We start from the raw sequence: 24,662 nt of genomic DNA, 5'->3' as shown, positions 1-24,662 counted from the left end.
TCAGCCCAGCGCGAACTCGGGCCTCGGCGTGCCCACCCGCGGCAGGCCCATCATCTGGCGCGCCTCGGCGGGCGTGGCCACTTCCATGTCGAGCTCGCGGATCACCCGCACGATGCGCTCGGTGAGCTGCACGTTGGTCGCCAGCTCGCCCTGGCGGAAGTAGAGGTTGTCCTCCAGGCCCACGCGCGCATGGCCGCCCAGCAGCAGCGCCGCCACGTTGGCCTCGAGCTGCGAGGGGCCGATGCCGCTCACGCAGAAGATGCTGCCCTTGGGCAGCGTGTCGACCATCATCTGCAGGAAGCGCGGCGAATACGGCATCGCGTTCTGGAAGTTGCGGTGCACGTTCATCACCAGGTTGATGAAGTAGGGCTCGTCGTCGTGGCCTTCGCCGATCAGCGTGGTCGTGTCCTGCAGGATGTGCGTGGGGCTGAACACCTCCCACTCGGGCTTGATGCCGCGCGCCTTCATGCCGGCGGCGAGCTCGCGGCCGCGGGTGATGGGCGTGTCCATCAGGATCTGCTTGCCCTCGAAGCTCAGGTTGAGCGTGGTGGCGTCGAGCGTGCACATCTCGGCGCCGGCGTCCATGCCCTTGATGCGCTCTTCCCACGCGATCTCCCAGCGATCGCCGGCCAGCGGCTTCACCATGTCGCCGTGCACGCCGCCGCCGGTGGAGTTGTTGATGACGATGTCGCAGCCGCCCGCGCGGATGCGGCTGTTGATGTCGCGGTACACCTCGGCGTCGCAGGTGGCACCGTCGTCCGGGCGGCGCGCGTGGATGGCGACCACGCTGGCGCCGGCGTTCCAGCAGCGCAGCACGTCGGCGGCGATCTCGGCGGGTTGGGTGGGGAGGTGGGGGTTCTGCGACTTGTGCGCCATGCCGCCGGTGGGGGCGATGGTCACGATCACTTTGCGCTTCGACATGCTCGGGGGCTCCTGGAGTCTTTCATGGGGGCGCGCAATTATTTTTTTGAACGCGTTCGTACTCAGTCATCGCGACGACATTTGAGGGCAGGGTTTACCTGCGCCACCGGCTAAAGTCGCCCTTGCGCCATCGCGCGCTTCAAGGAGACCTCATGAAACTGCTGCCCATCCTCCTGGCCGCCTCGGCGGCGCTGGCCTCGACCTGGACCGCCGCGCAACCGGCGCCGGCGCCCACCACCTGCGAGGCCAAGCGCGAGGCCATCGGCCGCGACATCGAGGAGGCCAAGGCCCGGGGCCAGAAGCAGCGCCTGCGCGGGCTCGAGAAGGCGCTCGCCGAAGTGCGCCGCAACTGCACCGAGGCGAAGCTGGCGGCGGAGCATCAGCGGCGCATCCGCGACCAGGAGCGCGAGGTGGCGAAACGCGAGCGCGACCTGCGCGATGCCAGGCGCAACGGCGGCGCCGACAAGGTGGCCAGGCGCGAGGACAAGCTGCGCGAGGCGCAGGCGGAACTGCAGCAGCTCAAGGGCGCGCAGTAGAGAAGAAAGCAAAGAAGAACAGAACACGACAGGGGCTCGCCGAGCCATCCGTTTCCCATCCCATGCCCACGACCAAGCCGGCCCCCCGTTCGGCATCGCTGACGATCCCCCAACTGCTGCAAGGCTCGGCCTGGTTTCCGCTGCTCGACGTGAGCGCGGGCGAACGCGTGCTCGAGGAGATGCGGGAGGTCGAGGTGGCCGCCGGCTCCGCGCTGTGCCGGCGCGGCGACACGCCGATGCACTGGTACGGCACGCTCGAGGGCCTGCTCAAGTGGTCGATCACCTCCAGCGACGGACGCTCCGTGACTTTCGGCGGGCTCTCGGTGGGCAGCTGGTTCGGCGAGGGCACGCTGCTGCGCGCGCTGCCGCGTTCGGCCGACATCATCGCGCTGCGGCCGAGCCGGGTGGCGGCGCTGCCGCTGGAAACCTTCGAGTGGCTGCACCGCACGCAGCGCGGCTTCGATCACTTCCTGCTGCAGCAGATCAACGAGCGGCTGCACTGGTTCATGGGCAACTACGCGGCGCACCGCCTGCTCGACACCGACAGCCAGGTCGCGCGTGCACTGGCGGGGCTGTTCCACCCCTGGCTGCACCCGGGCAGCGAGCCGCACCTGCAGACCTCGCAGGAAGAGATCGCCAATCTCTCGGGCGTGTCGCGCCAGCGCTGCAACGCGGCGCTGAACCGGCTGAAGGAGGCGGGCTTCCTGCGCATCGAGTACGGAGGGATCACCGTGATCGACATCGAAGGGCTGCGACGCTTCATCGAGTGAAAGGACTTGCTCCCTCTCCCTCTCCCGCTTGCGGGAGAGGGGACGACACCCGTTCAGCGCACGTGATGCGAAGGCGCCCGCTCGTACACCGGCGTGTCGATGCCTTCCATCCGCGCCTTCAGCTGCAGCGCCAGGAACTGCGAGTAGTGCCGCGACTGGTGCAGGTTGCCGCCGTGGAACCAGAGGTTGTCGACCTGCGTCGGCTTCCACATGTTGCGCAGCTCGCCCTCCCACGGCCCCGGGTCCTTCGGCGTGTCGGAGCCCAGCCCCCAGCACTTGCCGACCTTGTCGGCGATCTCGGGCGAGATCAGGTCGGCGAGCCAGCCGTTCATCGAGCCGTAGCCGGTGGCGTACACCAGCAGGTCGGCTGGTAGCTCGGTGCCGTCGGTCAGCGTGACGGAGCGCTCGTTCACCCGCTCGATGTTCACGCCGCTCTTCAGGTGGATGCTGCCGTTGGCCACCAGCTCCGACGCGCCCACGTCGATGTAGTAGCCCGAGCCGCGCCGCAGGTACTTCATGAAGAGGCCGGAGCCGTCGGCACCGAAGTCGAGCAGGAAGCCAGCCTTTTCCAGCCGTGAGTACAGGTCGGCGTCGCGCTTCTTCATCTCCTCGTACACCGGGATGTGGAAGGTGTGCATGATCCTGTAGGGCACCGACGCGAAGATCAGGTCGGCCTTGTGGTGGTCGATGCCGCTCTTCACCGCCTGCTCGGAGTAGAGCCCGCCCAGCGCCAGCTCCATGAGCGACTGCGAGGGCGCGATGTGCGTCGACGAGCGCTGGATCATCGTCACGTCGGCGCCGTGCTCCCACAGCGCCGCGCAGATGTCGTGCGCCGAGTTGTTCGAGCCCAGCACCACGCACTTCTTGCCCGCGTAGGCCTCGGGCCCGGGGTGCTGGCTGGAGTGATGCTGGTCGCCCTTGAAATTCTCGGCGCCCGCCACCTTCGGCACGTTCGGATAGCCCGACACGCCCAGCGCGAACACCAGCTGCCTCGGCCGCAGCACCACCGGCTTGCCCTCGCGCTCGACCGTCACTTCCCAGCGCTGCGAGGCTTCGTCGAAGCGCGCCTTCTTCGCGTTGGTGGAGCTCCAGTAGTTGAGCTCCATGATCTTCGTGTACATCTCCAGCCAGTCGCCGATCTTGTCCTTGGGCGCGAACACCGGCCAGTCGTCGGGGAAGGGCATGTAGGGCAGGTGGTCGTACCAGACCGGGTCGTGCAGGCACAGCGACTTGTAGCGCTTGCGCCATGAGTCGCCGGCCTTCGCGTTGCGCTCCACGATGATGGTCGGCACGCCCAGCCGCCGCAGCCGCGCCCCCAGCGCGATGCCGCCCTGGCCGCCGCCGATGATCACCACCTCGGGCTGCTCGGTGTAGCCCAGCGCGGCCTCCTCGTCGCGGCGCTTTTCCAGCCAGTTCTTGCGACCCTTGTGCACCCCGTGCTCCGCCCCCTTGATGCGGTTGTCGCCCGTCTTCTCCTCGAAGCCCTTGAGCTCGGTCATGGTGGTGAGCAGGGTCCAGGCCTTGCCGTTGCGAAGCCGCAGGTGGCCCCGGCCGCGCGCCACGCGCGTCTCGAAGCTGAACCAAGCGTCGACCACGCCGCCGGCCTCGGTCGCCTCGCCTTCCACCGCGAAGGCCGTGGGCTGCGTGTCGGCCAGCCGCGCCCGCAACATCTCGCGGATGGCCTCGAGGCCTTCCTGCGTGCGGATGTTCCAGGTGAAGGCGACGAGGTCGCGCCAGAAGCTGTCGGGCTCGAACAGCGAGACGGCCGCGTCGATGTCGCCGCGCGCGAGGGCAGCGGCGAAGTCGGCGAGCCATTGGGCGGCGGCCTTGGTCGGGCCGGTGGTCGGGTCTGTCATTGCATGTCTCCGTAGCGTCGTTGATGGATGCGCGGCACGGCAGGTGCGGCGCGATGCCGGCTGCGCAGCTTCCGTGCCGCGGTGCCGGTGACGGCGGATCAAGCACTTGGCGGTGTTTTTGTCGCATCGGTCGCACGCCGTCTCGGCGCGGATGAGACGGTCTTGCGACGGATCTGCGACGCAGCAAGGCCGGACACCAGAATTTGAGCATCGTATAAACTTGAACGACGTTCAAATTTAGAGGGCAACAACTTGCCAGCACCCGAACTCCCAGGCCGCCGCGAACGCCGGCGCGCCCAGACGCTCGACCACGTGGCCGCCATCGCCATGCGCCTCTTCGAGTCGCAGGGCTACGACGCCACCACCATGGAGCAGATCGCCCAGCAGTCGGACCTTGCCAAGGGCACGCTCTACAACCACTTCCCGACCAAGGACGCGATCCTCGCGCACTGGGTGCATCTGAAGCTCGCGGACGACACCCGGCGCCTGCATGCGGCCATCGACTGGCAGGCGGGCTTCGGCGAGCAGCTTTCCCGCCTGCTCGAGGAGTCGGCGGAATGGACCGGGCAGCACCGCGACTACCTGCTCGACTATTTCCGCTTCCGCTTTCTCAACATCGAGAGCGAGCTCCAGGGTGGCGGCGCGGAGAGCGGCAACGGCGACGACCTCCCGCGCGATCTCATCGGCCTCTTCGACGCACTGATCGCCGCGGCCCAGAAGAACGGCACCTTGCGCACCGACGTCTCGTCCGCGCACCTTGCCTCGCTGCTGCATCACCTGTACTTCGGCGCGCTGATGCGCTGGCTCACGCTGCCCGGGCTGGTGCTGCGCGAGGAGTTCGAGGTGATCGCCGATCTCTTCGTCGCCGGCGCGCAGGCAGGCAAGGATGCGAAGGCTGCGCGGAGGAGGCCGCAGCCATGAAGATCGCCGTCGTCACCTACGGCACCGAGGGCGACGCGCGCCCGCTCGCGGCGCTGTGCCGCGCGCTCGACGATGTCGGCCACAGCTCGGTGCTGCTGGCGGATGCCTCCACGCTCGGCACGGCGCAGCGGCTGGGCGTGCGCTCCCATGCGCTGGCCGGCGACATCCAGGGCACGCTGGCAAACGTGATCGCGCTCGGCGACCGTCCGGCGGCGGCCATGAAGGCGCTGGCCGACATCGCCAACACCAATGCCACGGCGTGGCTTCGCCAGACCATCGAGGCGGCGAGCGGCTGCGATGCGATCGTGTGTTCCGGGCTCGCGGCCTTCACCGGCCTCTCGGCGGCCGAGGCGCTGCGCGTGCCGGCCATCGGGGCGGGCATGTTTCCGCTCACGCCAACTTCGGCCTTCGCTTCGCCATTCCTGCCGCCTGCCAGGTTGCCGCGCCTGCTGCGCCGCATGAGCCACCATTTCATCAACGCGATGCTCTGGCGCGCTTTCCGGCCGGCGATCAACGCCGCGCGCGCGGAGGTCGCCAGGCTGCCGCCGCGGCGCGCGATGTGGAACACGCACCCGATGCTCTACGGCGTTTCCCCGAGCCTCGTGCCACGGCCGACCGATTGGCCCGACAACGCCATGGTCTGCGGCCAATGGATTCCGCCCGTGCAGGATTGGCAGGCGCCGCCAGCACTGCAGGCCTTTCTGGCCGCGGGTGAGCCGCCGGTCTACGTGGGCTTCGGCAGCATGACGGGCTTCGACAGGCAGCGATTGCGTACAGCGGTGATCGACGGCGTCGCCGGCCGCCGCGCGCTGTTGTACGCCGGCTGGGGTGGCATCGACACGCAGGAGCTGCCCTCAAATTTCCATGTGGTGGGCGACACGCCGCACGACTGGCTTTTCCCGCGTACCGCGCTGGTTGTGCATCACGGCGGCTCAGGTACGAGTCATTCGGCTGCGCGCGCTGGTGTGCCCTCGGTCGTCGTGCCCTTCGCGGGCGACCAGCCTTTCTGGGCGCACCAGCTGACGGAGGCCGGCGTCGCGCCTGCGGCGGTGGCGGGTGGGCGCCTGCAGGCGGACGATCTCGCGCGCGGCATCGCCTTCGCGGAGGATGAACATGTTCGCGCGCGGGCCGGGGCGCTGGGCGAACGGATGCGCACGGAAGATGGCCTTGGCCAGGCCGTCGCCGCGATCGAGCGCTTCGTGCCTGCCGCGACCTGAGACTGTTGCAGCTACCCGCGGCGCGGCACCACGATGCCCAGCCGCTTCATGTGACGGTAGGCGGTCGCGCGGCTCATGCCGAGCTCGTCGGCCGCGCGCGCTACATGCCAGCGGTGGCGCTTCAGCGCGTCGAGCAGTCGCCCGGTTTCGGCGGCGGCGTCTTCATCTGGTTCCGTGTCGCAGTTGCCGCTGGCCATAGAGTCCGCGCGCGGCTGCAACTGCAGGTCCTGCGCGCTCACGCTCGCGCCGGTGCAAAGCGCCAGCGCGAGCCGCAGCACGTTGCGCAGCTCCCGCAGGTTGCCCGGCCAGTCGTGCGCCAGCAGCCTTTGCATCGCCTCTTCCGACAGCCGAGCCGGCGAAGACATCGCCGCGGCTTCCTCGTTGAACATGCCCTCGATCAGGTAGCGCATGTCGCCGCGCGCGCGCAGCGGCGGCAGCTTCAGCACCGCGCCGCACAGGCGGTAGTAGAGGTCTTCGCGGAAACGTCCCGAGGCCACCAGCCCGGGCAGGTGCCGGTGCGTGGCCGCCACCACCGCGATGTCCACGCGCTGCGGCGACTCGGCGCCCAGCGGCAGCACCTCGCCTTCGGAGAGCACGCGCAGCAGCCGCGTCTGCAAAGCCATCGGCATGTCACCGATCTCGTCGAGGAACAGCGTGCCCCGGTCGGCCTGCGCGATCAGGCCCTTCATGCCCTTGGCGCGGCCGCCGGTGAAGCTGCCGGGCGTGTAGCCGAACAGCTCGCTCTCGATCAGCGAATCGGGAATGGCCGCGCAGTTCACCGCCACGAAAGGCATCGCCGCGCGGCTGCTCGCGCCGTGCAGCGCGCGCGCCAGCACTTCCTTGCCGCTGCCGGTCTCGCCTTCGACGAGCACGTGGATGCCGCGATCCACGAGGCGGCGTGCCTGCGCGAGCAGCTTCTGCATCTGCGGGTCGTCGCCCGCGATGCGCTCCAGCGGCGGCAGGCGGTCGCTGGGGCGTGGGGCCGGCGTCGCGGATGCCGGGGTGGCGGCGCGCCGCACGCGCGGCGCCAGCAGCGACGCGTGGTACTCACCCCCGCCGGGCAGCAGCACCGTGTGGGCGAAGGGCATGGCCGATGCGCCGCCGTTGCCTATGCGCCAGATCGCATCCATCGGCATGTGCAGCCATTCGGATACCGGGCCGCCCGGCGGGCGCCCGGAGAAAGCCTGCCGCGCGCCGCCGTTCGCGCCTACCACCGTACCGCCTTCGTCGAAGGCCAGCATCACCTCGCCCGCCACGTCGACCAGGCCGAAGGCGCTGCCCAGCCGCAGGATCCAGTGGCCGCGAAAGGCACGCAGGAAGTCGGCGTCCTCGATCATTCGCGCGTAGATGGCCACCAGGTGCCGCACGAGGTGCTGGCTTTCCTTGGCCTCGGGCGAGCGCAGCGCCGACACGTCGAGCACGGCCGTGAGCTTGCCGCTGTGGTCGAACAGCGGCGCGGTGGTGCAGGTCAGCGCGATGTGCGTGGCGTCGAAGTGCTCGGTCTGGTGGCAGGTCATCGGCTGGCGCTCGACCAGGCAAGTGCCCACGCCGCAGGTGCCCGCGTGCGCCTCGTTCCAGTCGGCGCCGAGGTAGAGGCCGGCCTTGCGCAGCTGGTCGTCCCACGCGGGGTTGCCGATGTAGTCGACGGTGATGCCTTCCGCGTCGGTCAGCAGCACCATGTAGCCGAGGTCGGCCACGCGGCGGTAGATGTCTTCCATGCCCGAGCGCGCGGCGCGCAGGAAGTGCTCCAGCTGCTGCTGGTGCGCGCGCACCTCCTGCGCCGGAAGGATGCGCGCGGGGCTCGGCTTCGACGGATCGAGCCCGTGGTCGCGCACGCATCGCGCCCACGACTTGTGGACCAGGCTCCGGGCCGGATCGGCCAGCGCCGCGCCGGTGGCGATGGAATAGACGTTGTCGATGTGACGCGATTGCAGGGACGTCATGCGCAGCCTCGCGAGTGGATGGGCACGGCCACGCCGAGGCCGTGCAGCCAAGCATCATTCGGCTGTCGCACTGTCGCAGCACAGAGGTGAAACCCGGTGGTGGAACCCTTCGGTTACGCTTCCTGACGATTACCTGTTTCAGCTACTGAGGAAGTTCGCGCATGTCACTGATCCTGCTGGAGGGCTACACCGTCGACGAAGTGCTTCAATTGCCAAATGAAGAGCTTCAGGGCATCGTTCTGAGAGATGAGCCGCTCGTATTCAAGGCAGGCAGTGCCAACATGCTTGGCCGGTTCAAGGTGGATGGCGACGCGTTGGTCATGGAGCTTGCGCACATTGATGGCGGTGGAGAAGGGGCGTTACCGAGCGTGGCATCACTGGCCAACCGCTATGCCAGGCGTGAGGGCCTGGCTTTCATCGAATGGCGGGTTCATGCGGTGCATTGTGCGAACCCCAACCTCAAGCTTCGGCGTGTCTTGGAGAGACGAGGCTTCGTTGTGCGCACCATCCCGGGGGCGGGGGAGTGCTATTGGTTGCGAGCGCCAGTCGATGCTGCCTCGCAAGTGATCTATTGAATCGGCAGTTGATATGGCGTCGCCGGAATCCATCCATCAGCTTCTTACCGTGGCAGCGAGATTGCTCGACAGTGCGGCTTCCGAGATACGGGACGCCAAGCTCGAACCCGTGCGTGAAAACATAGGACAAATCGGCGAGATCCTTGCCAGGATATTCGAGATCGAACAGCAGATATACCTGCTTCGACCTGAGCTGAAGCCGGCCTATCTGAACTCGCCTTCACCATATCCGGATTCCAACAGGCTGCTGACGCGCTTCATGTTCGAAGCGTGCCAGTTCGAAGATGCAGGGGAGTTCGGACGGGCCATCGAAAAGTACGAAGAGTATCTGTTGCTCGAAGAGTCAACACATCACCGCGAAATTGCCGAAGCGGAGATACGAAGGCTCTCGGAAAGAAATGACGACTGACTCTCGAGCACCCCGGTACTGGTCTTCAGACACCGAGCAGTTCTTCCAGCGCGTGCGCCGGCTCCCTTAGCGGCAGGCGAAGCTCTCGGCCTTGGTCACATCGCCGCCCAGGTAGGCGATCTTCTTCGGATAGGTGCACAGCGGCCGCGCGAGCGACTTGTCGGTGTTCTGCATCACCATGCTGTCGGGCGCGATGCCCTTCTCGACCCAGTCGGTCAGTGCCGTGAACAGCTGGTTCTGCGCCGGCAGCGGCGGGTTGGCCGTGGGGCTCGTGCCCGCGAGGCCGTTGACCGAGCCCACGCCGGCGCAATGGCCCATCGCCGGAATCTCCACGTAGCGGTAGAACTTCTGCAGTGCATCGATGCCGCCCATCGCCTTGGCCGTGCGCTCGTAGTAATTGGCGGTGCCCGAGTTCGGGATCAGCTGGTCGGCGAGCCCGTGGTACGTCAGCAGCTTGGCGCCGCGGTCGCGGAAGCGCGCGAGGTCGGGGTTGTCGGCGTTGATGTTCGCGAACGCCGTTTGCAGCGCCTTGCCGCGGTCGCTCGCGTTGGCGAGCTGCGCGTACGAGAGGCCCTTCCACTTGTCCGCACCGTTGCCGGTGGCGTTGATGAAGTCCGGCGTGGCCAGCGTCGGGTCCTGCAGGTTCAGCGCCACCTGGTGCGCGGCGATGTGGAAGGGGGCGGGCACGCCACCCACCGAGTCGGCCAGCGAGAAGCCCGGGGCGCCGGGGCTGTTGAGGGCGGTGCCGCGGGTGAGGCCGTACCAGAGCTGGTTCGACGCCAGCGTGGCGCCGTAGCCGATGTCGCTGGCGGGCGCCGGTGCGCTGCCGTCGCGCGTCTGGCCGTACCAGATCTTGTTGATGGCCTGTGCCTGCGCCGTGCTCAGGCATGCGGCGGTGGTGTTGACGCCGCCGCTGGTCGTGCACAGCACGGCCGTGTCCTGCGCGGGGTCGTACTTGCAGGCGGCGGGGTCGCTGATGAAACCGTCGTGCTGGCCGGTGAGCGTGCTGTCGCAGGCGCTCACCGCCGACGAGGACACCAGCGCCAGCTGGTCGGGCGTGAGCGGCGTGCCGCCGAGGTCGCGCTGCATCACGACCTGCGGATAGAGCTCGGCGGTGATGAAGCTGGTCCAGTTGATCGCGCTGTTGCCGGCCAGGATGCCGTCGAAGTCGTCAGGGTTCACCTGCGCCTGCATGTGGCCCTGGCGGCCGCCGGTGGAGCAGCCGTCCCAGTAGGCGTACTTCGCGTCGCGCTGGTAGAAGCCGGCCGCGAGTGCCTTGGCCTTGACGGCCATCTGGTGGATGCCGCGGCTCGCGAAGTCGGTCCACAGCGTGGTGTTGATGGTGCCGTCGGGGTTCATCGCGAACGAGCCGTCCACCGACGGCAGCGGGGCCTTCGACGCATGGCCTGCGTCGGTCATCGCGCTCACCGAGCCTTCACCGGCTGCGATCGCGGCAGCGTTCGCACCGCCGATCTGAGTCTTCGCGCTGATGCCCGCATCGCCCACGAAGCCACCGCCGCCGAGCACGCGGATGCGGTTGTTCCACGAGGCCTGCGAAGGCAGCCACACCTCGATGCCGATGCCCGGCGAGGTCGAGGGCGCATCGGCCGGACCGGCGTGGCCTGGTCCGACGTTGAGCTTGACCATGCAGACGTCGCTGGTCGCCACCGTGCCCGAGGCCTTGCCGTCGAGGTTCAGGTCGTCGCCTTTCCTGAACTGCTTCACCACGGTCACGGTGGTGTCCGCATCGGGCTTGAACGCGGTCTTCAGGCTTTCGTCGCAGGCCAGCGCCACCGGTGCGGCGGCAGGCGGCGCCGGCGCGGGAACGAAAGGCAGAACGGCGGGGCCGGACGAACTGCTGCCGCCGCATGCGGTGAGCACGGCCGCTGCTGCGAGGCTCAGGCCGAGGGCGGTCGCCGCGCGGGCGGCTGGCGTGGGTGTTGGCATCTTCTCGTCTCCTGTTATGTAGAGACATGAATTTGCCCGCGCCCTCCGCCGCGGTATATCGACATGCGATCACCGCTTGCAGGATTCCTTCACCCCTCACCGGGACTTACCCGCGCCGCGCGCGTGCCGGCGTGGTGCCCACCATCTGGCGGAACACCTGCGTGAAGTGCGCCTGGCTCGAGAAGCCCACGGCTTGCGCGATCTCCGCGAGCGACAGGCTGCCGCCCAGCAGCGACAGCGCATGGCGCACGCGCTGCTCCATCACGTAGCGGTAAGGCGTCGAGCCCGTGCTGGCGCGAAAGAGCCTGGTGAAGTGCACCGCGCTCATTTGCAGCTCGGCCGCTAGCTCGTCGATGCCGAAGTCTTCCGACAGGTGCTGCATGACCCAGTCGTACACCCTGCGCAGGTCGCTCTGCGAGAGCCGTCCGCGCGGACGCCGCGTGTTGCCCGTGGCGCCGTAGCGGTTCTGCAGGTAGCTCGCGAGCGCCATCGACAGGCCCTGCGCATGCAGGCGGCCCGAACTGCAGCCGCGCTCCACCTCGTCGCGCATGGCGATGACGAGCGCCGACAGCGTCGCGTCGGTGGTCGAGAGGTGCGTCTGCAGGTGCAGCTCGCCGTCGCCCTCGGGCATGAGGCTGCGCAGCGCCTCGGGCCGTATCTCGAGCACGATCGTCTCGGTGAGTTCGCCGCTCCACGTCGCGCGGTCGACCTCGTAGCCCTGCTCGAAGATGAACATGCCGCCGGCATGCGCCTCGAAGGAGTGGACGCGCCGCCCCCGCGTCATCGCGCCCTTCACATGGCCGCGCACGCACAGGCCGATCAGCGGATGCGGGTTGTAGCAGGCCGGGTTCTCGCCGTCGCCCGACATCGCGCGCACCTCCAGCGCGAAGCCCTGCCACGAGGTGGCCTGCGCATTCATCAGCATCCTGCCGTCGAAGGGCAGGGGCTTGCCCGATGCGTCGAGGAGGCTGATCTCGCGCGTCATGGCGAGGCCTACACGCCGAGCAGTTCCTCCAGCGCGTGCGGCTCGGCCAGCAGGTCCGCCGATGCGCCGTGCCGCACGATCTGCCCCTTCTCCATCACCACCGCGAGGTCGGTGTGCGCGAGCACCTTGCGGTAGTCGCGGTCGACGATCAGCGTGGCGATGCCCGTGGCGCGGATCTCGCCGATCACGCGCCAGATCTCGGCCACGATCAGCGGCGCGAGGCCTTCGGTGGCCTCGTCGAGGATCAGCAGGCGCGGGTTGGTCATGAGCGCACGGCCGATGGACAGCATCTGCTGCTCGCCGCCCGAGAGCTGCTGGCCGCCGTTCGACAGGCGCTCGGCCAGGCGCGGGAAGGTGGCCATCACGCGGTCGAAGGTCCACTCGCGCCGGCCGTCGATGCCCGCGCGCTCGCTCATCACGAGGTTCTCGCGCACCGACAGGTTCGGGAAGATACCGCGCCCTTCGGGCACGTAGCCGATGCCCAGACGCGCCATCTTCTCGGGCGGCAGGCCGGTGACGGTGCGGCCGTCGACCTGCACTTCGCCGGAGGCGGGGCGCACGTAGCCCATCATGGTGCGGATCAGCGTGGTCTTGCCCATGCCGTTGCGCCCGAGCAGGCCGACCGAGGTGGCCGCCGGAATGCCGGCATGCACGCCGCGCAGGATGTGGCTGTTGCCGTAGTAGGTGTTGAGGTCGCGCACTATCAGCATGTCAGTGGTCCTCCCCCAGGTAGGCGGTGCGCACTTCGGGGTTCTCGCGGATCTCGGTCGGGTTGCCCGTGGCGATGACGGTGCCGTTCACCATCACCGTGATGCGGTCGGCGATGCGGAACACGGCGTCCATGTCGTGCTCCACCAGCAGGATCGCGTGCGTGGCCTTCAGCCGCGCGAGCAGCGTGAGCATGCGGTCGGTTTCCTCGGCGCCCATGCCGGCGAGCGGCTCGTCGAGCAGCAGCACGCGAGGGTTGGTGGCGAGGCACATCGCCACTTCGAGCTGTCGCTGCGCGCCGTGGCTCATGGTGCCGGCGACGCGCTGCGCCTCGTGCGCGAGGCCGGCGGCCTCCAGCGCCGCGTCGGCCGAGGCGCTGCTGGTGGCGCAGCTTTGCGACGACTGCCAGAAGGCCCAGGGCTTCGGCGTCGCGGCCTGCGCGGCGAGCCGGCAGTTCTCGTGCACGCTGAACTCCGGGAAGATGGTCGTGCGCTGGTAGCTGCGACCCACGCCGTCGCGTGCGCGCTTCCACTGCGCGCGGGCGGTGATGTCGGTGCCGGCCAGCGTGATGCGGCCCTCGCTGGCCTCGATCTCGCCCGAGAGCATGTTGATGAGCGTCGACTTGCCGGCACCGTTGGTGCCGATCACGGCGTGGACTTCGCCCACGTGCAGGTCGAGCGTGACGGCGTTGACGGCGGTGAGGCCGCCGAAGCGGCGTGTGAGTTTTTCGACGGAGAGAAGTGCGCTCATGATCTTGCTCCTTCCCCCTTTGGGGGAAGGTTGGGATGGGGGCAGGCAGGGCGCTCGATGGAGGCGCCGCGTGCCCCCACCCCGGCCCTCCCCCAGCGGGGGAGGGAGGAAGTCATCGTGCAAGTCATGCAGCCCCCTTCGGCGACAGGCGCTGAACCAGGCCGATCAGGCCCTTGGGCAGCAGCGCCACGAACACGATGATCGTCAGCCCCAGCGTCAGCTGCCAGTGGTCGGCCAGCGGGCCCATCACGGCATGCGTGGAGAAGATCTCCTTCAGCAGCGTGAACGCCACCGCGCCGATGACCGCGCCGCGCAGGTGGCCGAGACCGCCGAGGATCACCATCAGAAGCACCTCGCCCGAGTTGTGCCAGGCCATCAGCTCCGGGTTGACCACGCCGTCGCGCGAGGCCAGCAGGAAGCCCGCGAGCCCGGCCAGCGCGCCCGCCAGCACGAAGGCCGCGAGCTTGTAGCCGTACACCGCGAAGCCGGCGGCGCGCATGCGCTGCTCGTTCACGCGGATGCCCGCCAGCGCCGCGCCGAAGCGCGAGCGCCGGATGAGCGCCAGCAGCGCGTAGGTGAACACCAGCGAGCCCAGCACCACGTAGAACAGCACCGTGCGGTTCTCCATGTCGAGCGCGCCGATGGCGGGCCGCACGTACATGTAGATGCCGTCGCTGCCGCCGCCCACCTTGGTGTCGTGGAAAACGAAGAAGGCCATCTGCGCGAAGGCCAGCGTCACCATGATGAAGTACACGCCACGCGTGCGCAGGCTCAGCGCGCCGACGAAGAGCGCGTAGAGCCCGGCCGCGCCCATGGCCGCCGGCAGCAGCAGCGCGAAGTTGCCGCCCTCGTTGCCCGAGGCCAGCACGGTGACGTACGCACCGATGCCGTAGAACGCCGCATGGCCCAGGCTCACGAGGCCGGTCATGCCCACCAGCAGCTCCAGGCTCAGCGCGAAGATCGACAGGATCATCACCTTCACGATGAAGTCCGATGCGTAGTTGCCCATGAACGGGCCGGCGACGCCGATGGCGACCGCGCAGGCCACGGGCAGGAGGAACGCTCCCTTCTTCATGGCTGTCATGGCCGCCTCCCCATCAGCCCCTCGGGCTTCCAGATCAGCACGATGGCCATCAGAAGGTAGATGCCGATGCCGCTCAAGTCGGCGAAGAACACCTTGCCGAAGGTGTCGACGAAGCCCACCAGCAGCGAGGCCACCAGCGCGCCGGTGATGGAGCCGATGCCGCCGATCACCACCAGCACGAAGCAGATGATGAGAACGCTCGCGCCCATGTTGGGATACACCGAGGACATCGGCGCGGCGATCATGCCGGCCAGCGCCGCGAGCGCCACGCCCGCGGCGAACACGATGCGGTAGAGCCGCTTCACGTCGATGCCGAGGCCGCGCACCATGTCGCGGTTGCTCGCGCCGGCGCGGATCATCATGCCCAGCCGCGTGCGGTTGACGACCCAATAGAGGCCCACGGCCAGCACGATGCAGGCGGCCGAGGCAAAGAGCCGGTACCACGGATAGCTCATCACGCTGCCCAGCGCGAAGCTGCCGTCGAGCCACGCGGGCACCTTCACGCCGTGCACATCGTTGCCCACGAGGATGGAACGCAGTTCCTCGAACACCAGGATCAGGCCGTAGGTCATGAGCACCTGCTGCAAGTGGTCACGCTGGTAGAGGTAGCTGAAGAAGGCCCATTCGAGCAGGTAGCCGAAGACGGCCGCCAGCACCACGCCGGCCACCAGCATCAGCAAAAACTGATCGCCGAATACAGGCGCGAGCGAGAACGCCATGTACGCGCCGATCATGTAGAAGCTCCCGTGGGCGAGGTTGATGACGCCCATGATCCCGAAGATCAGCGTCAGCCCCGAGGCCACGAGGAAAAGAAGCAGTCCGTACTGAACCGAGTTCAGACACTGGACCAGGAAGGTTCCGAAATCCACGTGGAGGTTCTCTCTGGGCGGGATCGTTGTTCAATGGGAGTGCATTGCGCGTGACACCGCGGAACCGGCTTTGCCGGGCCGCAGGTGTCGCCCCCTGCAAGGGGGTTGGCGCAGCACACGAAGTGAGCGAAGCCTGGGGGTGAGCCTTACATCCTGCAGCCGCGAGCGGGGTCGGCCAGGCCCTTGATCGCGGTGCTCACCAGCTTGTTCTCCTTGCCGTCGACCTTGCGCAGGTAGATGTCCTGCACCGGGTTGTGGGCCTTGCTCACGGTGAAGGTGCCGCGCGGGCTGTCGATCTTGGCCTTCTCGACGGCGGCCGCGAACTCGGCCTTCTTCGAGATGTCGCCCTTGGTGGCGTTCAGGCCCACGCCCAGCATCTGCGCCGCGTCGTAGCCTTGCACGGCATACACGTCGGGCTGCAGCTTGAACGACTTGGCGTACGCCACGCGGAAGGCGTTGTCGCGCGCGGTGTTCAGGCCGTCGGCGTAGTGCAGCGTGGTGAGCATGCCCTGGGCCGATTCGCCCTGCGCGTCGAGCGTGCCGTCGGTCAGGAAGCCGGGGCCGTACAGCGGAATGGTCTTGTTCAGGCCGGCGGCCTGGTAGTCCTTGACGAACTTCACTGCGCCGCCGCCCGCGAAGAAGGCGTACACCGCATCGGGCTTGGCCGCCGCGATCTCGGTCAGCAGCGCCTGGAACTCCACGTTGGGGAAGGGCAGGGTGAGCTGCTTGTCGACCTTGCCGCCGTTCTTCTCGAAGCCTTCCTTGAAGCCGTTGACCGACTCGTCGCCGGCCGCGTACTTCCAGGTGATGGTCATCGCCTTCTTCTTGCCCTGCTGCTTGGCCGCCACTTCGCCCATGGCGTAGGCCGGCTGCCAGTTGCTGAACGAGCTGCGGAAGATGTTGGGCGCGCACATCGGGCCCGTGACGGCGTCGGCGCCGGCGTTGGGCACGATCAGCACGGTGCCGCTTTCCTTGGCGGCCTTGGCCATGGCCATCGCGACGCCCGAGTGCACGGTGCCGACGATCACGTCGACGTTGTCGCGCTTGATGAGCTTGTTGACGTTGTCGGTGGCCTTGGCGGGGTCGGACTCGTCGTCGACCTTGAAGTACTCGATCTCGCGGCCGGCGAGCTTGCCGCCCTGTTCGTCGACGTAGAGCTTGAAGCCGTTCTCGATGGCCACGCCCAGTGCGGTGTAGGTGCCGCTGTAGGGCAGCATCAGGCCGACCTTGAGCTTGCCTGTGCCCTGGGCCGCAGCGGCCGTCGCCAGCGAGGCGAATGCGATGGCCGTGAGGGCCAGGCGGATGGTCGAGGCGGTGCGAATGGTCATGATGTCTCTCTCCGGTTTTTGGTGATGAAGGAAGTGGCCGCGACGATGACACGATCCGGCTGATCGCGATGCGGGGAATGCCCGCATTCAGGGATTTCGAGCAGCTCGCAACCACTGACGCGCGCGGCGATGCCGCGGATCTGCGCGAGGGTGCCGTACTCGTCGTCGATGCCCTGCACGGCGAGCACGGGGCAGCGGATGGCGTCGAGTTCTTTCTCGATGTTCCAGTCGCGAAATGGCGGGTGCAGCCAGATGCGGTTCCAGCCCCAGAAGGCCGAGTCGGCGCTGTCGTGGTAGCGGCCCAGCTTCTGCGGCAGGTCGGTGCCGAGGTAGGCGGTGCGCGCGTTCTCGATGTTCGCGACGGTCACGTCCTCCACGAAGATGTGCGGCGCCAGCACCACGAGGCCCGCCACCTTGTCCGGAAAGCGCGAGGCGTACAGCAGCGAGATCGAGCCGCCGTCGCTGTGGCCGAAGAGCCAGGGCTTCTCGTGGCCGAGCCCGAGCGCGGCGAATAGTGCGGGCAGCACTTCGTGCGCCTGGCGGTGCATGAAGTCGACGTCCCAGATTTCATCGTCGGCGCGCGCAGTGGAGCGGCCGTAGCCGGGGCGCGAGAAGACGAGGCCGCGCACGCCGGCGGCTTCGCAGACGCGCGCGGGAAAGTCCTTCCACATCGCGACGGAGCCCAGGCCCTCGTGCAGGAAGACGACGAGCGGTGCATCGCTGCGCTCGGGGGCGATCCACTGGCACTCGATCTGCACGGTGCGGCCGCGCCAGTCGATGCTGGCGAACTCCGTGCTCATGGTGTTGCTCCCGGCTGTTTCTCCTTCCCCCTTTGGGGGAAGGCTGGGATGGGGGCAAGCGGCGCCTGCAAAGGCTGTGCGTGTACGAGGGCCGATGCCCCCACCCCGGCCCTCCCCCAGAGGGGGAGGGAGAAAGAAAGGGCGCGCGTCATGCCTGCTTTTCCTTCTCGCGCAGGCGGAAGCGCTGGATCTTGCCCGTGGCGGTCTTCGGCAGCTCGCCCACGAATTCCAGGAAGCGCGGGTACTTGTACGGCGCCAGGCGTTCCTTCACGAAGGCCTTCAGCTCTTCCTCGGTGGCCGTGCTGCCGTCCTTCAGCACCACGAAGGCCTTGGTCTTGGTCAGGCCGTCGGCGTCTTCCTTGCCGATCACCGCCGCCTCGAGCACGGCGGGGTGCTGCATCAGCGTGGCCTCGACCTCGAAGGGCGAGACGTAGATGCCGCTGACCTTGAGCATGTCGTCGCTGCGCCCGGCGTAGGTGTAGTAGCCGTCGGCGTCGCGGGTGTACTTGTCGCCGCTCTTGGTCCAGCCGCCCTGGAAGGTCTCGCGCGACTTCTCGCGGTTGCTCCAGTACATCAGCGCCGAGCTGGGGCCGCGGATGTAGAGGTCGCCCACCTCGCCGTCGGGCACGGGGCGGCCGTCCTCGCCGCGCAGCTCGACCTCGTAGCCTTCCACCGGCCGGCCGGTGGTGCCGTAGCGCACGTCGCCGGGGCGGTTGGAGATGAAGATGTGCAGCATCTCCGTGGAGCCGATGCCGTCGATGATCTCGCAGCCGAAGTGCTGCTTGAAGCGCTGGGCGATCTCGCCGGGCAGTGCCTCGCCGGCCGAGGAGCACATGCGCAGCGCCACCGCTTCGCGCGCCGGCAGCTTCGGCGAGGCGAGCATGCCGGCGAAGCCGGTGGGGGCGCCGAAGAACACGGTGGGCCGCATCGGCGCCGGGCCGCCCCAAGCCGATGCAGCCCCCTCGGGGGGCAGGCGCGAAGCGCCTTGGGGGCCCGTATCTCCGACCCAGCGCCGGAAGGTGGCGTCGGGCGTGGGGCGCTCGGCCATCAGCACCACGGTGGCGCCCACCGAGAGCGGGAAGGTCAGCGCATTGCCCAGGCCGTAGGCGAAGTACATCTTGGCGGCCGAGAAGCAGACGTCGTCCTCGGTCAGCGCGAGCACCGGCTTGCCGTAGAGCTCGGCCGTCCACCACAGGTTGGCGTGCGTGTGGACCGTGCCCTTGGGCTTGCCGGTGGAGCCGGACGAATACAGCCAGAAGCCCGGGTCGTCGGATGCGGTCGTCACCGGGGCCGCCAGCGGCTCTGCGGCGGCGAGCGCTGCGTCGAACTCCTGCGCACCCTCGGGTAGCGCACCGGTGGGCTGCGACACGAACAGCGCGCGCACCTCGTGCCCGCCGCGCGACATCGCCTCCTGCAGCGTGGGCAGCAGCGCGCCCGAGACCAGCGCGGCCTGAGCGCGGCTGTGGTCGAGCATGTAGGCGTAGTCGTCGGACGTGAGCAGCGTGTTGACCGCCACCGGCACCACGCCGGCATAGAGGCAGCCCAGGAAGCTCACGGGCCAGTCGTTGCCGTCGAGCATCAGCAGCAGCACGCGCTCCTCGCGCCGGATGCCGGCGGCCTGCAGGGCAGCGGCCAGCCGGCGCGAGCGGTCTTCGAGCTGGCCGTAGCTCAGCGTGCCGCGGTCGTCGATGTAGGCGGCGCGCGCGGCGCGCTCGCGGTTGAGGTCGAACAGATGTCCGGCGAAGTTGAATCGTGGGGGCAGTGTCATGGTCTTGTCTCCTTCGGCCGTGTTTCTTCTTCTAGAGGCCGAGCGCGGCGAGGACGCCGGGGCTTGCCTGCACCGCCGCGCGGCGGTGATAGAAATCGAGCGCGCGCAGTCCGCCCAGCTCGGCGCCGCCGCCCGCGCGGCCGGGGCCGCCGTGCAGCGACATCGGCATCACGTTGCCGTGGCCGGTGTGGGCCTGCGCCACCTCGGGCGTGATGACGTGCACGCGGCCGTGGCTCGGCGCTACGGCGAGCGCGGCCTGCGCCAGCGCCGCGTCGTCGCTTCCATATAGAGAGGTGACGAGCGAGCCCTGGCCGCGGTGGGCGAGCGCGATGCCGTGTGCGAGGTCGCGGTATGGCAGCAGCGTGGCGACGGGGCCGAACACTTCGACGTCGTGCACGCGCTGCGCGGCGTCGGCGTCGCGCGCGCCCAGCAGCACGGGGGCGATGCAGGCGGCGACGGTCGGGTCGGCGTCGACCAGGGGCTTGTCGCGGCCGTCGTGCAGCACGGTAGTCTGCGCGGCCAGCGCGTCCAGCCCCTCGCGCACCGAGTCCAGTTGCGCGCGGCTCACGAGCGAACCCATGCGCACGCTCTCGTTGCGCGGATTGCCGACGCTGATGCCCGCGAGCTTCGCGCCGATGGCCTCGGCCGCGGCGTCGTACAGCTCAGCGGGAACCAGGATGCGGCGGATGGCGGTGCACTTCTGGCCCGACTTCACCGTCATCTCGCGCACCACTTCGCGCACGAGCAGGTTGAAGGCATCGCTGCCGGGCGCGGCGCCGGGCAGCAGCAGGGCGCTGTTGAGGCTGTCGGCCTCGATGTTCACGCGCACCGAGCGCTGGGCCACGGCCGGGTGCGAGCGGATCACGGCCGCCGTCTCGGCCGAGCCGGTGAACGAGGCCACGTCGAAGGGCTGCAGCGCATCCATCAAACCGGCCGAGCTGCCGCAGACGATGGAGAGCGCGCCGGCGGGCAGCACGCCCGCGTCGACCACGTCCTTCACCATGCGCTGCGTGAGCCAGGCGGTGGCGGTGGCAGGCTTCACGATCACCGGCACGCCCGACAGCAGCGCGGGCGCGGCCTTCTCCCACAGGCCCCACGAGGGGAAGTTGAAGGCGTTGATGAAGAGCGCCACGCCCTGCGTCGGCACCTGCAGATGCTGCGACTGGAACACCGGCTCCTTGCCGAGCTTCACGGCGTCGCCGTCGCGCAGCGCGCGCACGTCGCCGAGCGCGTCGCCCCACTTGGCGTACTGGCCGAGCGTGAAGATCGCGCCGTCGATGTCCACGGCCGAGTCGTTCTTCACCGTGCCCGAGTTCGCGGTGGCGATCTCGTAGTAGGCGTCGCGGTTGGCCTGCAGCACCTTCACGACGGCGGCGAGCAGTCCCGCGCGCTGGCGGTAGGTGAGGGCGCGCAGCGCATTGCCGCCCTGTTCGCGTGCGAAGGCGAAGGCGGCGGGGAGGTCTAGGCCGGTGGCGTCGACGCGCACGAGCTCGGTGCCCAGCACCGGGTCGAACAGGGGAGTGCCGGCGCCCGTTCCGCTTTGCCAGCGGCCGGCGACGTAGTTGGAAAGAAGCTCGGTCATTCGATGGGTCTCAACGTGGGCGGATTCGGGGAACACCGCGGAATCGGCTTTGCCGGGTCGCTGGTGTTGCCCCCGGCGAGGGGGTTGGCGGCCACACGAAGTGGGCAAGCCTGGGGGAGTGCTTCATACGGTGAACTTGATCTGCCCCTCGGGCAGTAGATAAAGGACGAGCGCGCGGCCACTGGCCACGGTCGGGCGATGCGCGGTGCCGGGCCCGTAGACGCACCAGCCCGCGGGCCGGCCGTCGAAGGTGGCGGCAGCGCCGTCGAGCGGCATGATCAGGTCGATCTCGCCGTTGGGATGCGTGTGGTGCGGGCCGGCGATGTCCTGCATGTCGACCACGTCGACCGAGAAGCGGTGCAGGGCGTCCTCGGCCTTGAAGACGCGGCCGTACTTGATGCCGCCGCCTTCGCGCTCGCAGAGCCAGCCTTCGGCGACGCCGCCGATGCAAGCCTGGCGCAGCCGATCGAAGCTGGCGCTGCCGGCGCCGTGGTTGGCGTTGAGCCACCGGTCCAGCTCGCCGTCGAGCGGCCTGCCGGCAATTTCGGCGGTCAGGCCGGCGATCAGCTGGTGGAATGCTTCCTTGCCGGAGGCGGGAGTGCTGCTGCTGTCGGACATCGTGGGGCCTCGAACTTTGGAACTACCTTGCAGGATCACTGTGTGTGCAGTATCTTGCGTGTGGCCGAACAATAAGCATCGAGACAATGAGTGTCAAGCAATATAGTGCATCTATGGTGTTTACCCTGAGCGAGCACAATCCCGGCGAAGAACGAGGAATTGCATGAATGAGCATGTAGACGCGGCGCTGGCCGCCGCGCTGGAAGGCGGCAATGGCGGCAACGGTGCCGTGCCCGCCGGGGAGGCGAAGAATCCGCTGCTCGCGGCGCTGGGCGACCGCGTGCGCAACCTGCGTGCGCAGCGCGGCCTCACGCGCAAGGCGGTGGCCATCGCGGCCGACGTGTCGGAGCGCCACCTCGCCAATCTCGAATACGGCATCGGCAACGCGTCGATCCTGGTGCTGCAGCAGGTGGCCGGCGCGCTGCACTGCTCGCTGGCCGAGTTGGTGGGCGACGTGACCACCAGTTCGCCCGAGTGGCTGCTGATCCGCGAGCTGCTCGAGAACCGCAGCGAAGCCGACCTGCGTCGCGTGCGCGTGGCGATCGGCGAACTGCTGGGCACCGCCTCGGTCGACCCGGCGCGGCACCGGCGCATCGCGCTCGTTGGGCTGCGCGGCGCGGGCAAGTCGACGCTGGGCCAGATGCTGGCCGAGGACCTGGAGATTCCCTTCATCGAGCTGAGCCGCGAGATCGAGAAGCTCGCTGGCTGCAGCGTGCGCGAGATCCACGACCTGTACGGAACCAACGCCTACCGCCGCTACGAGCGCCGCGCGCTGGAAGAGGCGGTGCAGATCTACAGCGAGGTGGTGATCGCCACGCCCGGCGGCATCGTCTCCGACCCGGCCACCTTCAACGAGCTGCTCGCGCACTGCACCACCGTGTGGCTGCAGGCCGCGCCCGAGGAGCACATGGGCCGCGTGGCCGCCCAGGGCGACACCCGCCCGATGGCCGCCAGCAAGGAAGCGATGGAAGACCTGCGCCGCATCCTGAATGGCCGCGCCGCCTTCTATTCGAAGGCCGACCTGTCGGTGGACACCAGCGGCAAGACCCTGTCGCAGAGCTTCCAGGCACTCCGGGCGGTCGCCCGGCAGTCCATGGGGCTCGCTTAGCTCACCCCCAGGCTTCGCGCACTTCGTGTCGCTACGCCAACCCCCTTCCGGGGGCAACACCAGCGGCCCCGGCAAAGCCGGTTCCGCGGTGTTCCTGGAAAAGTCCCCGGGAGCCTGAATCGGGCTGAAATCTGAAAAAAAGTGCAGCAGGCATTGACTTGCCTGATTGCATGCAGCATGATGCATGTCATCGGAGCAAGAAAGTGCACTATCTTTCCTGTTCACGGTTTCCGAACACTGCCCCACAGGAGACTTCCGCATGACCGACACCACCACGCTCCAGGCGCCCCAGCGCGTCGACTACCGCACCGAACCCGGCCAGTACCGCCACTGGTCGTTGAGCTTCGACGGCGCCATCGCGCGCCTCGTGCTCGACATCGCGGAAGACGGCGGCATCCGCCCCGGCTACAAGCTCAAGCTCAACAGCTACGACCTGGGCGTGGACGTGGAGCTCAACGACGCGCTCAACCGCGTGCGCTTCGAGCACCCCGAGGTGCGCACCGTGATCGTCACCAGCGGCAAGGACCGCATCTTCTGCTCGGGCGCCAACATCTTCATGCTGGGCGTCTCCACCCATGCCTGGAAGGTCAACTTCTGCAAGTTCACCAACGAGACGCGCAATGGAATCGAAGACTCCTCGAAGCACTCGGGCCTGAAGTTCCTCGCGGCCGTGAACGGTGCCTGCGCGGGCGGCGGCTACGAGCTGGCGCTGGCCTGCGACGAGATCCTGCTGGTGGACGACCGCTCCTCCGCCGTGTCGCTGCCCGAAGTGCCCCTGCTGGGCGTGCTGCCCGGCACCGGCGGCCTGACCCGCGTGACCGACAAGCGCCACGTGCGCCATGACCTCGCCGACATCTTCTGCACCAGCGTCGAAGGCGTGCGCGGACAGCGCGCTGTCGAATGGCGCCTGGTCGACGCCGTGGCCAAGCCCGCGCAGTTCGCCGCCGCCGTGCAGGAACGCGCCTCGCAGCTCGCCGCCGGCAGCGACCGCCCCGCCAACGGCAAGGGCGTGGCGCTGACGCGCATCGAACGCACCGACAGCGCCGACGGCATCTCGTATGCGAACGTCGATGTGCAGATCGACCGCAGCAAGCGCACCGCCACCATCACGGTGAAGGCGCCCACCGGCGCGCAGCCGGCCGACATCGCCGCCATCGAGGCGGCGGGCGCCGCATGGTGGCCGCTCGCGATGTGCCGCGAGCTCGACGACGCCATCCTCAACCTGCGCACCAACGAGCTCGACGTCGGCACCTGGCTGCTCAAGACCGAGGGCGACGCCGCCGCCGTGCTCGCCTCGGACGCGGTGATGCTCGCCAACAAGGACCACTGGCTGGTGCGCGAAACCATCGGCGCGCTGCGTCGCACGCTGGCTCGCCTCGATGTTTCTTCGCGCAGCCTGTTCGCGCTGGTGGACGCCGGCTCGTGCTTCGCCGGCACGCTGGCCGAGCTGGCCTTCGCGGCCGACCGCACCTACATGCTCGCACTGCCCGACGACGCCGAGCGCGCTCCGAAGCTCACGCTGGACGAATTCAACTTCGGCTTCTTCCCGATGGTGAACGACCAGAGCCGCCTGCAACGCCGCTTCTATGAAGAGGCCGCGCCGCTGGAAGCCGCGCGCGCCGCCGCCGGCAAGGCGCTCGACGCCGACGAGGCGCTGAAGCTGGGCCTGGTGACCGCAGCGCCCGACGACATCGACTGGGACGACGAGATCCGCATCGCCATCGAGGAGCGCGCCGCGATGTCGCCCGACTCGCTCACCGGCCTGGAAGCCAACCTGCGCTTCGCGAGCAAGGAGAACATGGTCACCCGCATCTTCGGCCGCCTCTCGGCCTGGCAGAACTGGATCTTCAACCGCCCGAACGCAGTCGGCGAGAAGGGCGCGCTGAAGGTCTACGGCACCGGCCAGAAGGCTGGCTTCGACCTGAACCGCGTTTGAACTGGCAGTCCGCACAACCCAAGGAACAACG

22 protein-coding genes are annotated in these 24,662 nt (G+C 68.5%); 8 read left to right on the top strand and 14 right to left on the bottom strand.

Annotation, left to right across the window (positions count from 1 at the left end; genetic code table 11):
• A complete protein-coding gene (locus BMY35_RS04055; protein ID WP_093195730.1) occupies positions 1-921 on the bottom strand; it encodes a beta-keto acid cleavage family enzyme in 921 nt (306 codons plus the stop codon).
• Between the two features lie 152 nt (positions 922-1,073).
• Here BMY35_RS04055 and BMY35_RS04050 point away from each other — a divergent pair, with 152 nt between their 5' ends.
• On the top strand, positions 1,074-1,457 hold the full coding sequence (locus tag BMY35_RS04050) for a DUF1090 domain-containing protein (RefSeq protein WP_093195729.1): 384 nt from the start codon (positions 1,074-1,076) through the stop codon (positions 1,455-1,457).
• Positions 1,458-1,519: 62 nt separating this feature from the next.
• Entirely contained in the window at positions 1,520-2,227 is a 708-nt protein-coding gene (locus BMY35_RS04045; protein ID WP_093195728.1) for a Crp/Fnr family transcriptional regulator, read from the top strand.
• Positions 2,228-2,280: 53 nt separating this feature from the next.
• Here BMY35_RS04045 and BMY35_RS04040 read toward each other — a convergent pair whose 3' ends face one another.
• Positions 2,281-4,083, bottom strand: a complete 1,803-nt coding sequence (locus tag BMY35_RS04040) for an NAD(P)/FAD-dependent oxidoreductase (protein WP_093195727.1) — start codon at positions 4,081-4,083, stop codon at positions 2,281-2,283.
• Between the two features lie 252 nt (positions 4,084-4,335).
• On the opposite strand from BMY35_RS04040, the gene BMY35_RS04035 reads away from it, so the two are divergent.
• Positions 4,336-5,004 (top strand): TetR/AcrR family transcriptional regulator, encoded by a 669-nt coding sequence (locus BMY35_RS04035; protein WP_143080641.1) that lies wholly within the window; start codon positions 4,336-4,338, stop codon positions 5,002-5,004.
• Positions 5,001-6,221 (top strand): glycosyltransferase, encoded by a 1,221-nt coding sequence (locus BMY35_RS04030; protein ID WP_093195725.1) that lies wholly within the window; start codon positions 5,001-5,003, stop codon positions 6,219-6,221. Before BMY35_RS04035 ends, BMY35_RS04030 begins: the two co-directional genes overlap by 4 nt.
• Positions 6,222-6,232: 11 nt before the next feature.
• Here BMY35_RS04030 and BMY35_RS04025 read toward each other — a convergent pair whose 3' ends face one another.
• Complete coding sequence (locus BMY35_RS04025; protein WP_093195724.1) at positions 6,233-8,164, bottom strand: sigma-54-dependent Fis family transcriptional regulator; 1,932 nt, start codon at positions 8,162-8,164, stop codon at positions 6,233-6,235.
• A gap of 161 nt (positions 8,165-8,325) precedes the next feature.
• Between BMY35_RS04025 and BMY35_RS04020 the strand changes: the two genes are divergently transcribed.
• Both BMY35_RS04020 and BMY35_RS04015 read left to right on the top strand, forming a co-directional pair.
• A complete protein-coding gene (locus tag BMY35_RS04020; protein WP_093195723.1) occupies positions 8,326-8,739 on the top strand; it encodes a hypothetical protein in 414 nt (137 codons plus the stop codon).
• Positions 8,740-8,752: 13 nt separating this feature from the next.
• Positions 8,753-9,148 (top strand): hypothetical protein, encoded by a 396-nt coding sequence (locus BMY35_RS04015; RefSeq protein ID WP_093195722.1) that lies wholly within the window; start codon positions 8,753-8,755, stop codon positions 9,146-9,148.
• Positions 9,149-9,214: 66 nt separating this feature from the next.
• On the opposite strand, the gene BMY35_RS04010 is transcribed toward BMY35_RS04015, so the two are convergent.
• From BMY35_RS04010 to BMY35_RS03960, 11 genes are all read right to left on the bottom strand, one after another.
• Positions 9,215-11,095, bottom strand: a complete 1,881-nt coding sequence (locus tag BMY35_RS04010; protein WP_093195721.1) for a tannase/feruloyl esterase family alpha/beta hydrolase — start codon at positions 11,093-11,095, stop codon at positions 9,215-9,217.
• 106 nt (positions 11,096-11,201) lie between these two features.
• A complete protein-coding gene (locus tag BMY35_RS04005) occupies positions 11,202-12,080 on the bottom strand; it encodes a helix-turn-helix domain-containing protein (RefSeq protein ID WP_093195720.1) in 879 nt (292 codons plus the stop codon).
• An 8-nt stretch (positions 12,081-12,088) separates the two neighbouring features.
• Positions 12,089-12,790 carry an ABC transporter ATP-binding protein gene (locus BMY35_RS04000; RefSeq protein WP_093195719.1) on the bottom strand — a complete coding sequence of 234 codons (702 nt, stop codon included), beginning with the start codon at positions 12,788-12,790 and terminating at the stop codon, positions 12,089-12,091.
• Position 12,791: 1 nt separating this feature from the next.
• Entirely contained in the window at positions 12,792-13,538 is a 747-nt protein-coding gene (locus tag BMY35_RS03995) for an ABC transporter ATP-binding protein (protein WP_093195718.1), read from the bottom strand.
• A gap of 124 nt (positions 13,539-13,662) precedes the next feature.
• Entirely contained in the window at positions 13,663-14,622 is a 960-nt protein-coding gene (locus BMY35_RS03990; protein WP_093195717.1) for a branched-chain amino acid ABC transporter permease, read from the bottom strand.
• On the bottom strand, positions 14,619-15,491 hold the full coding sequence (locus tag BMY35_RS03985; protein ID WP_093195716.1) for a branched-chain amino acid ABC transporter permease: 873 nt from the start codon (positions 15,489-15,491) through the stop codon (positions 14,619-14,621). Before BMY35_RS03985 ends, BMY35_RS03990 begins: the two co-directional genes overlap by 4 nt.
• 146 nt (positions 15,492-15,637) lie before the next feature.
• Positions 15,638-16,819 carry an ABC transporter substrate-binding protein gene (locus BMY35_RS03980; protein WP_093195715.1) on the bottom strand — a complete coding sequence of 394 codons (1,182 nt, stop codon included), beginning with the start codon at positions 16,817-16,819 and terminating at the stop codon, positions 15,638-15,640.
• Entirely contained in the window at positions 16,816-17,619 is an 804-nt protein-coding gene (locus tag BMY35_RS03975) for an alpha/beta fold hydrolase (protein ID WP_093195714.1), read from the bottom strand. The genes BMY35_RS03980 and BMY35_RS03975 overlap by 4 nt, the downstream gene beginning before the upstream one ends.
• A 148-nt stretch (positions 17,620-17,767) precedes the next feature.
• Positions 17,768-19,387 carry a benzoate-CoA ligase family protein gene (locus BMY35_RS03970; RefSeq protein ID WP_093195713.1) on the bottom strand — a complete coding sequence of 540 codons (1,620 nt, stop codon included), beginning with the start codon at positions 19,385-19,387 and terminating at the stop codon, positions 17,768-17,770.
• A gap of 31 nt (positions 19,388-19,418) precedes the next feature.
• Entirely contained in the window at positions 19,419-20,969 is a 1,551-nt protein-coding gene (locus BMY35_RS03965) for a 3,4-dehydroadipyl-CoA semialdehyde dehydrogenase (RefSeq protein WP_093195712.1), read from the bottom strand.
• Between the two features lie 123 nt (positions 20,970-21,092).
• Positions 21,093-21,587 (bottom strand): 4-hydroxylaminobenzoate lyase, encoded by a 495-nt coding sequence (locus BMY35_RS03960; RefSeq protein WP_093195711.1) that lies wholly within the window; start codon positions 21,585-21,587, stop codon positions 21,093-21,095.
• A gap of 163 nt (positions 21,588-21,750) precedes the next feature.
• Here BMY35_RS03960 and BMY35_RS03955 point away from each other — a divergent pair, with 163 nt between their 5' ends.
• Positions 21,751-22,695: a helix-turn-helix transcriptional regulator gene (locus BMY35_RS03955; protein WP_093195710.1), complete on the top strand. Its 945-nt coding sequence runs from the start codon at positions 21,751-21,753 to the stop codon at positions 22,693-22,695.
• 259 nt (positions 22,696-22,954) lie between these two features.
• Positions 22,955-24,631, top strand: coding sequence for a 2,3-epoxybenzoyl-CoA dihydrolase (boxC, locus tag BMY35_RS03950; protein ID WP_093195709.1), 1,677 nt, complete (start codon positions 22,955-22,957; stop codon positions 24,629-24,631).
• Positions 24,632-24,662: the final 31 nt, after the last annotated feature.

Source organism: Variovorax sp. YR750 (genome assembly GCF_900109805.1).
GTDB classification, from domain to species: Bacteria; Pseudomonadota; Gammaproteobacteria; order Burkholderiales; family Burkholderiaceae_C; genus Variovorax; species Variovorax gossypii.
Note: the sequence above shows the minus strand (reverse complement) of the source record. Positions and strands in the feature narration are given on the sequence as shown.